12 protein-coding genes and 1 tRNA gene are annotated in these 14,483 nt (G+C 63.8%); 6 read left to right on the top strand and 7 right to left on the bottom strand.

The genetic code is table 11. The features are described from left to right. Window positions 1-116 precede the first annotated feature (116 nt). Window positions 117-1,388: an extracellular solute-binding protein gene (locus tag NKH17_RS15580; protein WP_254817929.1), complete on the bottom strand. Its 1,272-nt coding sequence runs from the start codon at window positions 1,386-1,388 to the stop codon at window positions 117-119. A 106-nt stretch (window positions 1,389-1,494) separates the two neighbouring features. Here NKH17_RS15580 and NKH17_RS15575 point away from each other — a divergent pair, with 106 nt between their 5' ends. Further along, on the top strand, window positions 1,495-2,367 hold the full coding sequence (locus NKH17_RS15575) for a helix-turn-helix domain-containing protein (RefSeq protein ID WP_352507383.1): 873 nt from the start codon (window positions 1,495-1,497) through the stop codon (window positions 2,365-2,367). Between the two features lie 15 nt (window positions 2,368-2,382). Here the strand turns inward: NKH17_RS15575 and NKH17_RS15570 are convergent, their stop codons facing one another. Together NKH17_RS15570 and NKH17_RS15565 are read right to left on the bottom strand one after the other, a co-directional pair. Then, window positions 2,383-3,621, bottom strand: a complete 1,239-nt coding sequence (locus NKH17_RS15570; protein WP_352971328.1) for a M24 family metallopeptidase — start codon at window positions 3,619-3,621, stop codon at window positions 2,383-2,385. 188 nt (window positions 3,622-3,809) lie between these two features. Beyond that, on the bottom strand, window positions 3,810-4,148 hold the full coding sequence (locus NKH17_RS15565) for a hypothetical protein (protein ID WP_254817926.1): 339 nt from the start codon (window positions 4,146-4,148) through the stop codon (window positions 3,810-3,812). A gap of 398 nt (window positions 4,149-4,546) precedes the next feature. On the opposite strand from NKH17_RS15565, the gene NKH17_RS15560 reads away from it, so the two are divergent. Continuing rightward, window positions 4,547-5,419 (top strand): ferritin-like domain-containing protein, encoded by an 873-nt coding sequence (locus tag NKH17_RS15560; RefSeq protein WP_352479722.1) that lies wholly within the window; start codon window positions 4,547-4,549, stop codon window positions 5,417-5,419. Between the two features lie 141 nt (window positions 5,420-5,560). Here NKH17_RS15560 and NKH17_RS15555 read toward each other — a convergent pair. After that, window positions 5,561-5,635 (bottom strand) — tRNA-Gly (locus NKH17_RS15555). A gap of 231 nt (window positions 5,636-5,866) precedes the next feature. On the opposite strand from NKH17_RS15555, the gene NKH17_RS15550 reads away from it, so the two are divergent. The 4 genes from NKH17_RS15550 (at window position 5,867) to NKH17_RS15535 (ending at window position 8,619) form a co-directional block, all read left to right on the top strand. Further along, window positions 5,867-6,364 carry a prolyl-tRNA synthetase associated domain-containing protein gene (locus NKH17_RS15550; RefSeq protein ID WP_254817917.1) on the top strand — a complete coding sequence of 166 codons (498 nt, stop codon included), beginning with the start codon at window positions 5,867-5,869 and terminating at the stop codon, window positions 6,362-6,364. Between the two features lie 102 nt (window positions 6,365-6,466). Further along, entirely contained in the window at window positions 6,467-7,459 is a 993-nt protein-coding gene (gene trxA / locus NKH17_RS15545; RefSeq protein WP_352479721.1) for a thioredoxin, read from the top strand. Window positions 7,460-7,622: 163 nt separating this feature from the next. After that, complete coding sequence (locus tag NKH17_RS15540; protein ID WP_023675985.1) at window positions 7,623-8,294, top strand: LON peptidase substrate-binding domain-containing protein; 672 nt, start codon at window positions 7,623-7,625, stop codon at window positions 8,292-8,294. Between the two features lie 85 nt (window positions 8,295-8,379). After that, window positions 8,380-8,619: a Trm112 family protein gene (locus NKH17_RS15535; protein WP_352899116.1), complete on the top strand. Its 240-nt coding sequence runs from the start codon at window positions 8,380-8,382 to the stop codon at window positions 8,617-8,619. Between the two features lie 37 nt (window positions 8,620-8,656). Here the strand turns inward: NKH17_RS15535 and NKH17_RS15530 are convergent, their stop codons facing one another. The 3 genes from NKH17_RS15530 to NKH17_RS15520 are packed head-to-tail and all read right to left on the bottom strand — an operon-like array spanning window position 8,657 to window position 14,440. Next, complete coding sequence (locus NKH17_RS15530; protein WP_352802903.1) at window positions 8,657-11,965, bottom strand: error-prone DNA polymerase; 3,309 nt, start codon at window positions 11,963-11,965, stop codon at window positions 8,657-8,659. Further along, window positions 11,962-13,440, bottom strand: coding sequence for a DUF6504 family protein (locus NKH17_RS15525; protein WP_352899113.1), 1,479 nt, complete (start codon window positions 13,438-13,440; stop codon window positions 11,962-11,964). Before NKH17_RS15525 ends, NKH17_RS15530 begins: the two co-directional genes overlap by 4 nt. Then, complete coding sequence (locus tag NKH17_RS15520; protein ID WP_352899110.1) at window positions 13,382-14,440, bottom strand: ImuA family protein; 1,059 nt, start codon at window positions 14,438-14,440, stop codon at window positions 13,382-13,384. The genes NKH17_RS15525 and NKH17_RS15520 overlap by 59 nt, the downstream gene beginning before the upstream one ends. Between the last annotated feature and the right edge of the window lie 43 nt (window positions 14,441-14,483).

Genomic DNA, 14,483 nt, shown 5'->3' with positions numbered 1-14,483 from the left:
TGGCCGCAATGCTGGGGGATTCCCCTCTCCCCGTTCTTCACGGGGAGAGGGTAAGGGTGAGGGGCAGCGCCAGCGTTCGAAATAGATCACGAAGTCTGGAGCCATCCCGTATCAGATCACGACTTGACCGGCAGGCCGGTCGCCGCGGCGATCTGGCTTGCGGCATCGTCGAGCGCTGCCTTGGCGTCGGGATAGCCGCCGGCCAGATATTTGGTCTGCACCGCGCGGATGATGATTTCGGCGTCGCTCTGGAACGGAGTGCCGCGGCTGGGGACGACCTTGGGCAAGGTGCCGAGGATGTCCTTCCACACGGCTTGGCCACCCCAATAGGGCAGGCCTTCGGAGACATAAGGGTCGTTGAGCGCCGAGATCAGCGACGGCACCAGGCCGAAGCCTTTCAGCATGGTGATCTGGCCCTCATTCGTCCCTAGCGTGTATTTCAGATAGGCATAGGCGGCTTCCTTGTTCTTCGACACCGAAGTGATGGCGAGCGAGGAGCCGCCGAGATTGGCGGCGCGCGGACCGTCGGCGGTCAGGCTCGGCATCAGATAGACGCCCCATTTGCCTGCGCCATCGGGCGATTCCGTGCGTATGGTGCCTTCATACCAGCCGCCATACATCTGGCTGGCGACCTTGCCGGCGGTGTTGTTAGTGATCTTGGTGCTCCAGTCGGCAGAGGAAATGATGCCGGCGTCCTTCATCTCCTTGATCTTGGTCATGGCATCGACGCATTTGGGCTGATTGACGGTGATCGATTGACCATCGGCGGAGAAATAGGCGCAGCCCTGCTCGTTGGAGATCATGCGGAAGAATTCGGAATCGCCGTTGAAATCGGCGTTGGTCATCGTCACGCCAGGATTGGCGGCCTGGATCTTCTTGGCGGCGGCGATGAAATCGTCCCAGGTCTTGATCGAAGACGGGTCGACGCCGGCCTTCTCATAGAAGTCGCGGCGGTAGAACATCGCTACTGGACCGGAATCCCAGGGCATCGCATAGGCCTTGTCGTCAACCTCGAGCTCGGTACGTTTGAAGTCGGGGAATTTTGCCTGGTCTTCTGCGGTGTAGCCGAGCGTGTGCAGGTCGACGAAGCAATCCGGGAACTGGCTCCAGTAGTTTTCCGCCTCGCCGTTCTCGATCGTCACGATATCCGGCAGGCCCTCGCCGCCGGCGGCACAGCCGGCGATCGATTTGTCGTAGGTCGGCTGGTTGCCGAGGTCCTCGACCGTGACCTTGATGTCGGGATACTGCTTGTTGAAGCCCGCTATGGTGGCCTTCAGCGACGAAGCGGCGATGTTCCAGCTCCAGATCGTGATTTCACCGGACTGCGCAAAGGCTGGGCTGGAGCCCAGGGCAAGCGCGAGCGCGGCGCAGGTCAATTTTAAGCGCATTGAAATCCTCCCATTTCAGTTGCTCTCTGTTTGCGAGCGTGGCTAGACTAGGCTTCGGGAAAGCCTTGTCCGCGACAAAGGGAATAAGAAATGAGCGGAAAGTAAGATGCCGGAAAGGCCGTTTTACCAGCCTGGCGCCAGCAGCGTGGAGGGCCTGCCGCTGCTGCTGCAAATGTTCCACACCCAGCCCCTGGTGATGCTCAAGCCACATTGGCATGCCCAGGTCGAGGTGAATTTCATCGTGCGTGGCGCCGTGCATTACCGCATGGACGGGCACGGGCTTTCGCTTTCTGCGGGCGACATGTGCCTGTTCTGGGGCGGCCTGCCGCACCAGATGGACGAAGCCTCCGACGATGCCATCTACGCCGGCGCGCATCTGCCGCTGGTTCATTTCTTCCGGCTGCATTTGCCCGTCGACGTCCGCAACAGGCTGATGACCGGCGCGACGCTGGTGACCGACGCCACAGACCGGTCGGACGACCACAATTTCGAGCGCTGGAACCGCTATGCCCGCTCCGGCGACCCGGTCAAGGCGGAGCATGCCGTCAACGAGCTTTTGCTGCGGCTTGAGCGGGTGCGGTTCGAGCCCTACCGGCTGGTGCCGGAAACGCCGGTCGAACAGGAGCTAGGCAGCCCGTTCGATCAGCAATCGCTGCGCAATGTCGGGCGCATGTGCGACTTCATCGCCGAGAATTTCCTCTACGAGATCGATTGCGTCGACATCGCCGCGGCGGCCGACATCCATCCCAAATACGCCATGAGCATCTTCAAGAAATCGACCGGCATGACGCTCAATGAATATGTGAATCTGCTGCGCCTCAGCTACGCGCAGGCGCTGCTGATGCATCAGGATGCCAATGTGCTGCGCGTCGCCATGGAATCGGGCTTCGGCTCGCTCAGCGCGTTCAACAAGTCGTTCCGCAAGCTTTCCGGCATGTCGCCGTCGGATTTCCGCAGGGGCGTGGCCGGCGCCAGATAAGGGCGCCGGCTGGATTCAGCCGATAACCCCCAGACGTCTCGGCAGGCGGTTCATCGGCGACGGCCCGTTGGCGGTGATCAGGAACTGGTCCTCGAGATTGAAGCTGGCGAGACTGTCGATGTAGAGCGGAATCTCGAATGCCAGCACCATGCCGGGTTCGATCGCGACATCGCAGTCGGCCGGGATGAACGGCCATTGCTCGGAAAACACGGAATGGCCGACGCCGTGGCCGAAATGGCCGCGGCGATAGGAACGCAGGCCCTGGCGCGCCAGGCTGTCACTGGCGGCGCGATGCACGGCGGCCAACGGCTTTCCGGGCATAAGCGCGGCAAGCCCGTCGGCGAAGGCGCGTTCGGCTATCGCATGCAATTCGGCCTGTTCGGGCGACGGCGGCCCGAAGGTGAAATTCCGCGACATATCCGAGGCATAGCCGTTCACGCTGCACACCATGTCGGCCTTCAGCGGATCGCCGGCGGCGGCGACCGCGTCGGCGCCTTTTGGGCGAGCGCCCAGCGTGACGTATTCCGCCGTCGAGATTTGCTGCGACGACCCGGCGGCTACATCCGCGACGCCTTGCCGGTAAAGCGCGACCAGCTCAGACTGACGCATGCCGGCCGCTGCATGCTGCTGCAGCCGCGACAGGCCGGCCTCCGACAGGACGATGCCCTGCTGCAACAGGTCGATCTCGCTCTGCGACTTGATCGCCCGCAGCCGGTCGAGGATCGGCGAACCGTTGACCAGGGCAGTGCCCGGCAACATCGCCTGCATCGCGGAAAAATCGCTGGCCGAGACGAAATCCAGCTCGATGCCGAGCGTCGCACGCTCCAGCCCGAATTCTGCGAGGATCGTCTTCAGCTCGCGGACGGAGCGGGCAAGCTCGAAGGTCGCCGGACGTGAAAAACCGGGGGCGCGGCCAACCAGGCCGGCCTCGATGCGCTGCGCAACAGGCCGGTCGGCCGTCGCCGGCTCGAGCGACGCCGATTCGATCCAGATCGGATGCGTGCGTACCATGGCGCCGGCCATCGCCGCCGGGAGCTGGGCAGCCTGGAAATCCGCCACCACGACGCCGATCGGCAGGTTGCCTCGCTTGGGAATAACGACGAAACCGGCGCCGGCCCGCCGGAACAGGCCTGCCGGGCCGATCCAGGCACCGGTGGCATATTGGAACGCCTCGGGCTCGCAAAGCACCAGCGCCTCGATGCCGGCGCGCTGCATCAGGTCAGTCGCGCGCTCGCGGTCGACAAAGCCGGTCATGGGATCTCCTCGAATGCAATCGAAACCGACGCCGATGCGGCGGCGTTTGGCCTTAGCGTAGCTTCAGTGCCGCCGTGGAGCAGCTTTTTTCTGGAAGCGCTGTTCACCTTGAGAGTTCGTCGTCGGGAAACGAAAAAGCCGCGGCGAACCGCGGCTTTTCAACACAACAAGCGGCTGCTTCGAAAGCTTTATTCGGTTTCGTCGGAAGTGTCGTCGGCAGTGTCTGCCGCGTCATCCGCGGTCTGCCTTGCCAGCGCTGCCTGCAAGGCCAACGTGGCCTGTGGCGAGGCCGGTGTCGTCGCAACGACCGCCGCTGCGTGAGCAACTCCGTGCGTCGACTTGTCCCTGGCCGCGGCGGAAGTGGCGGCTCCGTGTCCCTGCGAGCCGGCCCCGGCCGAGTTTCCGCCATTGCCGTTGCTGCCGCCATTGCCGTTGCCATTGCCATTGCCGCCGGGAGCAGCGAGTACCGGAGATGCGACAAGGGTGAGAGCGGCTACAGTCGCGAATAGACAGGTGCGCGTTTTCATAGTTCCTCCTTCGAATCGCCCTCCCGCCAGGATGGGTTCCAAATGAAAAACGTCAGGACTTCCAATGTGAAAGCCGGCTGTTACCTAGCTTTGTTCAAATACAGTATTCTGCAAGATGGACCTTGGTCCGAAACCGGCACGCAAAAGTCCTGAATTTTATCGACAGCGTACTTCGGACGACCGCAACGGCTGGATTTTGCTGCCGTCAGATCCAGCGCCGCTACAGCGCATGTGCGTCGGCTGACATGAGGTTACAATCGAGGAAACCTCGGTGCTCGCCATCCGGCGAGATCATTTAAGGCGATTGAGGAACATTCCACAGTTCGTGAAGTTGGGAGCGCAGGCCCGCTTTTGAGGTGCCAAAATGTTTGATGCCGGCGGGCTTTTGGGAGGAAGCCATGATCCGCGTCACGCCTGCATTTCGTGTTTCACGCCGCCGCGCATTGCAGTTTGGCCTGGGAGCGACGCTCGCTTCGGCCACCGGGCTTGCCCCGGTTTCCCGCGCCTATGCGCAGGATGAGGTCAAAGACGAAGACATTTTCCGGTTCGCCCTCAATCTCGAATATATGGAAGCCGAATATTACCTGCGCGGCACAACCGGAAAAGGGATCGATGACTCGGATGCCGGCCCGAAGGCCGGCGCTGTGGCTGGCGGCAAACAGGTTCGCTTTGACACGCCTGCAATCGGCGAGTTCATGCGTGAGGTCGCCGAAAACGAACTTGCCCATGTCAGGTTCTATCGCAAGACACTTGGAAGCGATGCCGTCGACCGGCCGGCAATCGATTTCGATGCGGGCTTTGCGGCGGTTGCCAAGGCGGCGGGGCTCGGAGCGGACTTCGATCCTTTCGGCAACCAGATGAACTTCGTGCTCGGCGGCATGCTGTTCGAGGATGTCGGCGTCACTGCCTATGCCGGCGCCGCGCCCCTTCTGAAGAACAAGGATTTCCAGGCCGCCGCCGCTGGCATTCTGGCCGTTGAGGCCTACCACATGGGGATGGCGCGATCGTCGCTTTACCGAATGGGCGAGGATGCCTGGAAGGCCGCCAATGCGGTTTCCGACGCCCGCGACAAGATCGATGGACCGGAAGACAAGGACCAGGGCATCCGAGTGGACGGCAAAGCCAATATCGTTCCATCGACCCCGGATGCAATCGCCTTCACGAGGACGCCGCAAGAAGTGCTTCGGATCGTCTATCTGACCGACCAGAAAGGCGTCAGCAAGGGCGGCTTCTACCCGAACGGAATGAACGGAACGCTCAAAAGCACCTGAGCGGTCTGCGGATGAATCTCGTGGCAAATGAACTTGCGCGCGCGGCCAGCCGATTCGGCGCGCTGCGCCCTGCTGGCGCGCAAAAACGAAAAAGCCGCGGCGGACCGCGGCTTTTCGATGCTTGATTTCCCTTGAGAGAAATGGAGCGGGTGAAGCGATTCGAACGCTCGACCCCAACCTTGGCAAGGTTGTGCTCTACCCCTGAGCTACACCCGCTCGCGCGGCTTTTGGGCCGCAAGCCGCGCCTATATGGCTGAAGAGCGCGGCGATTGCAACAGGGAATTCGCAGGCTTTTTTGCTTCGCCGGCAATGCGGAGAAGCGCTCCTCCGGACGTCGCAAGGCAATCACCCCCCGCGTTGCGCGACGGACTTGTCTTGGCCGCATCATGGCCGTAAACGGCGTTAGCCAAACAAGCCGTTGAAAGCGGGCCACCAGAAGAAAGACCGATGCCGAAGACCGAAGCCGAACTTTTCGCCTTTCTTGCCGGACTCGGGATCGAGGTATCGACGCGGCGGCATCCGCCGCTGTTCACGGTCGCCGATTCGCAGGCGCTGCGCGGTGAGATTGCCGGCGGCCACACCAAGAACCTGTTCCTCAAGGACAAGAAGGACAATTTCTTCCTGGTCAGCGTCGACGAGGAGGCGGTGGTCGATCTCAAGCAGATCCACCATCTGATCGGCGCTGCGGGGCGCGTGTCTTTCGGCCGGCCGGAGATGCTGATGGAGCTTCTCGGCGTCGTCCCGGGCGCGGTCACGGTGTTCGGGCTGATCAACGACACCGAGCGAAGGGTCAAGGTCGTTTTGGACGAGAAGCTGATGAGCCATGCGGTGGTCAATGCCCACCCGCTGACCAATGAAGCGACGACTTCCATCGCTGCCGCGGACCTGGTCAAATTCGTCGAGGCAACCGGACATGATGCTGTTATCTTGAAAGTCTCGGCATGATCGCCACATGGGTGACTAAGACCGGGGTGACTGAAACCGGGTTCTAAAGAAGGATGTTGCGCCCGTCCCTTGGCCGGCGGCGCGACCGAAAGGCGACGAGAGATGAGCGATAGCAACCCCTTTGGCGGCCCATTTGGCAGCAATGGCGGCCAGTATGCCACCACCGTGCAATATGGCGGCACCGATGCCGCGCGTGAGAAGGTCGCGCTTGCGGAGGCGCCGGCCGACGTCATCAAGGACACAACGACCGCTGGATTTGCTGCAGACGTCATCCAGGAATCGCGTCGCCAGCCGGTGCTGGTCGATTTCTGGGCGCCGTGGTGCGGCCCCTGCAAGCAATTGACGCCGCTGCTGGAGAAGGCGGTGAAAGCCGCCGGTGGCAAGGTCAAGCTGGTCAAGATGAATATCGACGACCATCCATCGATCGCCGGCCAGCTCGGCATCCAGTCGATACCGGCGGTCATTGCCTTCAAGGACGGCCAGCCGGTCGACGGCTTCATGGGCGCCATTCCCGAGAGCCAGATCACGCAATTCATTCAGAAGGTCGGCGGCAAGAACGGTGGCGCGCCGCAAGTGGCCGAGGCACTGGCCGCCGCTGCCGAGGCGCGCGACGCCGGTGACGTGCAGACCGCTGCCGACATTTATGATGCCATCCTGGAACAGGCGCCGGAGACGATCGAGGCGATCGCCGGCTTGGGCGATCTGCTGTTCGAGGCTGGCGATACCGAAGGTGCCGAGGCGGTGCTGGCGCGGGCGCCGGAAGCGAAGAAGGATGCGCCCCAGCTCGCCGCGCTGCGGGCCAAGATGGCGCTCGCCGCGCAAGCAGCAGTGCTCGGCAATCCGGCGGAACTGGAACGGCGTCTGGCCGAAAATCCCGGGGATCACCAGGCACGGTTCGAGCTCGCCATGATCCAGAACGCCAAGGGTGATCGCATGGCGGCGGCCGACAATCTGCTGGCGATCATCAAGGCCGACCGCTCGTGGAACGACGACGGCGCCAGAACCCAGTTGCTGCAGCTCTTCGAGGCATGGGGCATGACCGACGAAGCAACGCTGTCGGCACGGCGCAAATTGTCGTCGCTGCTGTTTTCCTGAGTCGGCGCAGACTGTTTTGTCGCGCGGGCTTGCGGTGGGCGGCAGCTGCGCCAGATTAGGTTTTCGGACGGCGTTCGATTTCAGGTTTCCGGTGTTGCGCCTTGTGCCGGCCGGGAGGAGACGGATTTGGTGCGCTTCCTGACAAAGCGATCGGAGGATTGAGGTGCAGGCGGGAAACGCGCATTACCGGCTCGCTGCGGACTTACCGTCGACCATGCCGATCTTTCCGCTCGAGGGCGCATTGCTGCTGCCGGGAGGCCGCATGCCCCTCAACATCTTCGAGCCGCGCTATCTGCAGATGGTCGACGAAGCGATCGCCGGGCCGCGGCTGATCGGCATGATCCAGCCCAGCCTCGACGGTGCGCTGCGTCCAGACGGCGAGCCGGAGCTCTGCAATGTCGGCTGTGCCGGGCGCATCATTGCGCTGTCCGAGAGCGGCGACGGCCGTTACCTGATTTCGCTGCAGGGAGTGTGCCGGTTCCGCATTGTCCAGGAACTCACGGTCAAGACGCCGTTCCGCCAGTGCCGGCTGGCACCTTTTCTCGCCGATCTCGACGAGGAGCAGGCAGACGCCGAGATCGACCGGCCGGCGCTGCTCAAGGCGTTTCGCGCCTATCTGCAGGCCAACGATCTGGAGGCCGACTGGGAGAGCGTCAGCCGCGCCGAAAACGCCATGCTGGTCAACGCACTGTCGATGATGGCACCCTACGGGCCGGCCGAGAAACAGGCGCTGCTCGAAGCGGCCGATCTGAAGACACGCGCCGAGACCCTGATCGCCATCACCGAAATGGCGCTGGCGCGCGACAATGAGGATTTCGGTTCGAGTTTGCAGTAGGTTGGCCCTCCTTCTCCCACAAGGGAGAAAGGGGAGGCCGCGCGCAAAGACCTGAAGCGGTCGCCTTGTGGAAAGGATGGATCGAATGGCGGATGGACGTGACGGGAACAGGACGGTCGACCCCAAGCTGCTGGAACTCTTGGCCTGCCCGCTGACCAAGGGACCGCTTGCCTGGGATCCGGAGCGCGGCGAGCTTATCTCGCGGGTGGCAAAGCTTGCCTATCCGGTGCGGGACGGCATTCCGATCATGCTGCCCTCGGAGGCGCGTACGATCACCATTGACGATGCCGTGCCCACGCCACCGCGCCTGGGTGGAACGTCCTGAGTGCTGCGGTTCAGAGCCGCTCCATAGCGATCCCCCTCTATTGAAAATTGCGCCCTTTGGGCATGACCTTCTCTGCCTTTCCCAATAGTTCCGTTTGCGCGATACTATCGGGCCGCTTCTCCTCGGGGCCGCTCGAAGGTTCATCCACAAGCCTTGCCTCCTCAAGCAGCACCGACAGCCACGGCGTCAGATCCTCGACCTTCTCGGCGACGATATGGATGACGTCCGATTCCGATTGCAGCTTGCCGGTGACGCGGATGAGACGCGCGCCCATGACGATGGGGCGGAAGCGGTTGAAGGTTCTTTCCCAGAAAATGATATTGGCGACCGCATTCTCGTCTTCCAGCGTCAGGAAAATCGCCTTGCCATTGCCCGGCCGCTGCCGCACCAGCACGAGGCCGGCGACCGAAACGCGGCGGCCGTCCCGCACCTGGCCGAGCCGCGCATTGGGCGTGACGCCGGACCGATCCAGCCTTTGACGCAGGAAGGCGACCGGGTGCGCCTTCAGCGACAGGCCGAGCGAGCGGTAGTCGTGGACGACGTGCTCGCCGAGCGGCATTGTCGGGAGCCGGGTTTCAGGCTCGAGATCGCGCAAGCGGATCGCCGGCTGATCGAACAGCGGCAGCTTTTCGGCGGCACTCTTGCCGTCGAGCGCGCGGACCGCCCATAGAGCGTCGCGGCGGTTCAATCCAAGCGAGCGGAAAGCGTCGGCCTGTGCCAGTTTTTCGATCTCGTCGACGTTGAGGCCCGAGCGCAGCCAGACATCGCGCACGGATGCGTAGCCGTCGCCGCGTCGCAGCACAAAGGTCTCCATGCGCTCCTTCGACAGGCCCTTGACCTGGCGAAAACCAAGCCGGACGGCATGGCTGGTCCGGATGACGCCGCGCATCTGGGCATGGCGGCCAAGGATACGATCCGGATCGAAAGGCGATTTCTCCAAGGCGCAATCCCAGCCGGAAAAATTGACGTCGACGTCGCGGATCTCGACGCCGTGGTCATGCGCGTCGCGGACAAGCTGAGCCGGCTGGTAAAACCCCATCGGCTGGGAATTCAGGATCGCGGCACAGAACACGTCGGGATAGAAGGTCTTGAACCAGCAGGAGGCATAGACCAGCAGGGCGAAGGAGGCGGCGTGGCTTTCGGGAAAGCCGTATTCGCCAAAGCCTTCGATCTGTTTGAAGCAGCGCTCGGCGAAGTCTTTTTCGTAGCCCTTGGCGACCATGCCGTCGACCATTCTCTTGCGGTAATTGCCGATCGTGCCGGTGCGCTTGAACGTCGCCATGGCGCGGCGCAGTTCATCGGCCTCGCCCGGCCTGAAGCCGCCGGCGACGATGGCGATCTTCATCGCCTGCTCCTGGAACAACGGCACGCCCAGCGTCCTGCCGAGGATTTTTTCCAGTTCCGGCTTGGGGTATTCGGGTTTTTCCTTGCCTTGCCGGCGGCGCAGATAGGGATGGACCATGTCGCCCTGGATCGGGCCGGGCCGCACGATCGCCACCTCGATGACGAGATCGTAAAAGTTTTTCGGCCGCAGCCGCGGCAGCATCGACATCTGCGCGCGGGATTCGATCTGGAAGACGCCGATCGTGTCGGCGCGGCAGATCATGTCGTAGACACGCTTGTCCTCGGCAGGCAGAGTGGCCAGCACATAGGGTTGGCCGTACTCGTCCCGCGCCTCCGGATAATGATCCCGGAGCAGGGTGAAGGCGCGCTGCAGGCAGGTCAGCATGCCGAGCGCCAGCACGTCCACTTTAAGGATTTTCACCGCGTCGAGGTCGTCCTTGTCCCACTCGACCATCTTGCGCTCGTCCATCGCCGTCTTGACGATGGGCACGATCTCGTCGAGCCGGTCCCTGGTGATGACAAAACCGCCGACATGCTGCGACAAATGACGGGGAAAGCCCATGATCTCGTTGGCGCATTCGATCACGTGCCTTGTCGATGGATCGGTCTGATCGAGGCCGCCGGCTTTTGTCTCCTTTTCGCCGAGTTCCGAGGTCGACCAGCCCCAGATCGAACTGGACAGCGCGCTGCGGACGTCGTCCGACAGGCCCATCGCCTTGGCCACTTCGCGCATCGCCGAGCGGCCCCGGTAGCTGACGACGGCAGCGGCCAGCGCGGTGCGCTTGGTACTGTATTTGGAATAGATGTACTGGATGACCTCCTCGCGCTTTTCATGCTCGAAATCGACGTCGATGTCGGGCGGTTCGTTTCTTTCCTCGGAAATGAAGCGCTCGAAAAGCGTGTCGATCTTGTCCGGGCCAACTTCGGTGATGCCGATGCAGAAGCAGACGATCGAGTTGGCGGCGGAGCCGCGCCCCTGGCAGAGAATGTTCTGGCTGCGGGCGAATTTGACGATGTCGTGGACAGTCAGGAAATAGCGCGCGTAGTTCAGGCGCTCGATCAGGGCGAGCTCCTCCTCGATGCGTTGCGTCACAAAAGCGGGCACGCCCGAGGGGTAGCGGATGGCGGCCCCCTCCTTGGCCAGCCTTTCCAGCTCGGCCTGCGGCCCGAGGCCCGATTCCGTCGGCTCGTCGGGATAGTTGTATTGCAGGTCACTGAGCGAGAAGGTCAGCTCGCTGGCAAAACGCAGCGTTTCCGCCAGCGCTTGCGGATGCCTACGGAAAAGCCGTGCCATCTCCAGCGGCGGCTTTAAGTGGCGCTCGGCATTGGCCGCCAGCTCCAGCCCCACCTCGGCGACGGGCACATTGAGGCGGATCGCCGTCAGCACGTCCTGCAGCGGGCGCCGTTCCGACGTATGGTAGAGAACGTCGTTGGTGGCCATCAGCGGGATGCCGGCCAGCTCGGCCATCGCCGCCGCCTGCTCGATACGGAAGCGGTCGTTACCGCGGTAATCCGGCGAAACCGCCAGCCTCAGGTTTTCGCCGAAGCGATCCCTGAGCCGGCTAATCAGTGCGAGGCCAGCTTCCGCGTCCGCCGACAGATCCGGCAGTATGGCCAGCGACAGGAGATCGCCCCATTCGAGAAGATCGCTCTGTTTGAGAAGCGTTGCGCCCTTTTCGTTCTCGTCGCGCAGATTGGCCTGTGTCAGCATGCGGCAGAGATGCCCCCAGCCCTTGCGGTCCTGCGGGTAGGCGAGGATGTCCGGCGTGCCGTCGCAAAAAACCAGGCGGCAGCCGGGATGATAGGAAACACCCTCCACCTTGGCCTGCTGCCAGGCGCGTACCACGCCCGCCACCGTATTTCGGTCGGCGAGACCGATCGCCGAAAACCCGAGGAATTTTGCCGCGACCACCAGCTCCTCCGGTTTCGAGGCACCGCGCAGGAACGAGAAGTTCGACTGGATGCCGAATTCGGCATAGGGGATGGCCGTCAGCGCATTCATGCGAAGATCCCATGCATGTACCAGCGCGGCGGGACTTGAGAGGCGCCGTAAAGGCCCTGGCGATAGAGCCAGTAACGGCGGCCGTCGGCATCCTCGATGCGGAAATAATCCCGGGTCGGGGCATCTTCTCGTCCCGCCGCCTCTCGCCACCATTCCGGCGCGATGCGCTCCGGCCCTTCGGCGCGCGCGACCCGGTAGAGCGCGCGCCGCCAGCGGAAGTTCAAAGGCGGGCCTTCCGGCATTTCGGTGGCTGGCACTTCGATCGGCTCGGGCGAACGGAAAAGCCGGATCGGTCGCTCAGGCTGGAAGACGGTCGTGGGAGCGTCCTTCGCCTTGTCCGGCTGCTTCGGCGGCGAGCTTCTCTGCGGCGCCTCCGTGAAGGGAAGGGTGGCAACGGCGCGCTCCGGCAAATGGCTCTCGACGGCAACCGGCTTCAAGACCGCGCCTTCGCCGAGCCGGGCGCGAATGCGGTCGGCAAAAAGCGCGATATCGGCACCGTCGTCGCTCGTCTCGCCGGCAAGGTCTGCCTGCTGCATGTCGAAGGCGGCGGCGGTCAGCACCGAAAGGCGCACGAGATCGAAGCCATAGCCGGCGTCGATATCCCGTTCGAGCGCGGCAAGCCTTTCGTGGAACAATTTCTGGATCAGCCGCGGCTCGCGCAGAGGCCGCGAGGTGCCGACGGCGATGCGGCTGACGCCGCCATCGACGCGGAAAAGCAGCAGCGCCAGCCGCCTTGCGCCCTCGCCGCGACGCTCGAGATCGCTCTTCAAGGTGGCCGCCAGCATGCCGGTCAGCCGCTCGATGTCCTCGGTCAACATGATCGGCTCGGCAAGATGACGCTCGACCGAAAGCGGTGCCACCGGCAGGCGCGGCAACACGGCTTCGTCGAGGCGGCCGAGCGCCTGGTCGAGGCGCAAGAGCAGCGATGCGCCGAAGCGGCGGGCCAGCGGCGCGCGCGGTGCTGCCATGACGGCGCCCGCCGTGCGCAGGCCGACGCTTTCGAGGCTGGCGCGGACCTCCGGGTCGATGCGCAGCGCCGCCAGCGGCATGGGCGCGAGAAGCGCTTCCTCCTCGCCATCGGGCACGATGCGGTCGCCGGCAAACCGCGCCGCCGCCCAGGCAGCACCAGGTGTGGCGGCAAGCCCGGCGCGGACATCGAAGCCCTGATGGAAAAAACGCGACAGGATATCGTCCAGCATCGAGCGTTCGCCGCCGAAAAGATGCGTGCAGCCGGTGACATCGAGATAGAGGCCGTCGGTCCCGTCGAGCGCCACCAGCGGGGTATAGCGGTCGCACCAGTCGGCGAGGCCTTCGAGCAGGCGCCGGTCGGCCTCCGGATCGGCCTCCGCGATGTCGATCGAGGGATGCATGGCGCATGCGTCGGCTATGCCCATGCCGCGTTTCAGATTAAGCGCCTCAGCCCGTTCGTCGAGGGCGGCGATGCGCTGGGCGTTCCCTTGGCGATGGCTGATCACCAGCGGCAGGTGATCCGACGGCCGGGAACGCCAGGACCGCCCCAGACGCTGCCGCAGGATCCTCTCGGCGGCGAGATGCGGAAACCACAGGGACAGGATTCTTTGGCCGTTCTGGGGCCGATTCCTGAGACCTTCCTTGCTCGCCCCGTCTTTCTTCGAATATGCGTTCATCGGGGTTCCACTCCAGTGTGAATTGTCCGGGCAAGGCCGCGCGGCTCTTGCCGATGCTGACGGTGAAGGCGGGCCGGCCGATCGAGCCGGCGAGCGGCCCGGCGATTGTCTGGCGCGCTGCCGCCGGTGCCGCCGACAGGATGAGGCGGACGGGCGCTGCCGTCGGTTCGGGCTCGCCGGCCTGGCGCAGCAGGAACAGCGGCCGGCCGGCACTCTGCGCCCGGGCGTGCAGCCGCCGCGTCGCGGTGAGATCCAGCCGCTGCGGGCTGCCGCGGATTTCGAGGATGACAGCGGCCAGCGCCGTCATCCGGGCAGCCTCCTCGGCGACCCACAGCGCATCGAGCAGCCTTGGCGCCTCGGAAAACAGCAATTGCTCCGGCTCGATGCCGAAAAAGGCGTGAAGCCCCCTAGCGTAAGGGAAGCCGGCCTCGCGGAAAACCTCGGATGTGCCGATCCACAGCACCGGCAGTCGCGGGCCCTGGCTGAGGATCAGGCTGACGAGCGCGAGCACAAAGCCGGCGACGGCCCCGGCATCGCGCGTCGCGGCGCCATGAAACTCGCTCAGCGCCGACTTCGGCAGGCCACCGCTCAGCGCAGCATCGAGGCGCTCCGCGCCGGTGGACAAAAACGCATCCTGCGAAGCCACGGCGAGGCCGCGCCGGACAATAGTTAGATTTCGAGGCAATGTCAGAGTCTGGGGGCTGACATCCGCATCAACGGGGGCTGCGCCGGCCGACGCCTCCAGACGCTCGGACAGCGTTCCCTCGATCTTCGCGATCTGGCGGCGCAGGGCAAAAACAGTCTCCCGCGCCACGGCGCTTGTCGCCATGACGGTCAGCTTCCACTCACAATTGTTCCTGTTATGTTCTTAT

Origin of the sequence: Mesorhizobium sp. M1334 (assembly GCF_040317995.1) — a bacterium.
In the GTDB taxonomy this organism is placed as follows: domain Bacteria; phylum Pseudomonadota; class Alphaproteobacteria; order Rhizobiales; family Rhizobiaceae; genus Mesorhizobium.
This window is presented reverse-complemented; position numbering and strand designations above follow the sequence as displayed.

Bases quoted from the DNA above. Each gene is read 5' to 3' on its own strand.
- NKH17_RS15580 (WP_254817929.1), bottom strand. From the start codon at position 1,388: ATGCGCTTAAAATTGACCTGCGCCGCGCTCGCGCTTGCCCTGGGCTCC.
- NKH17_RS15575 (WP_352507383.1), top strand. From the start codon at position 1,495: ATGCCGGAAAGGCCGTTTTACCAGCCTGGCGCCAGCAGCGTGGAGGGC.
- NKH17_RS15570 (WP_352971328.1), bottom strand. From the start codon at position 3,621: ATGACCGGCTTTGTCGACCGCGAGCGCGCGACTGACCTGATGCAGCGC.
- NKH17_RS15565 (WP_254817926.1), bottom strand. From the start codon at position 4,148: ATGAAAACGCGCACCTGTCTATTCGCGACTGTAGCCGCTCTCACCCTT.
- NKH17_RS15560 (WP_352479722.1), top strand. From the start codon at position 4,547: ATGATCCGCGTCACGCCTGCATTTCGTGTTTCACGCCGCCGCGCATTG.
- NKH17_RS15550 (WP_254817917.1), top strand. From the start codon at position 5,867: ATGCCGAAGACCGAAGCCGAACTTTTCGCCTTTCTTGCCGGACTCGGG.
- trxA (WP_352479721.1), top strand. From the start codon at position 6,467: ATGAGCGATAGCAACCCCTTTGGCGGCCCATTTGGCAGCAATGGCGGC.
- NKH17_RS15535 (WP_352899116.1), top strand. From the start codon at position 8,380: ATGGCGGATGGACGTGACGGGAACAGGACGGTCGACCCCAAGCTGCTG.
- NKH17_RS15530 (WP_352802903.1), bottom strand. From the start codon at position 11,965: ATGAATGCGCTGACGGCCATCCCCTATGCCGAATTCGGCATCCAGTCG.
- NKH17_RS15520 (WP_352899110.1), bottom strand. From the start codon at position 14,440: ATGGCGACAAGCGCCGTGGCGCGGGAGACTGTTTTTGCCCTGCGCCGC.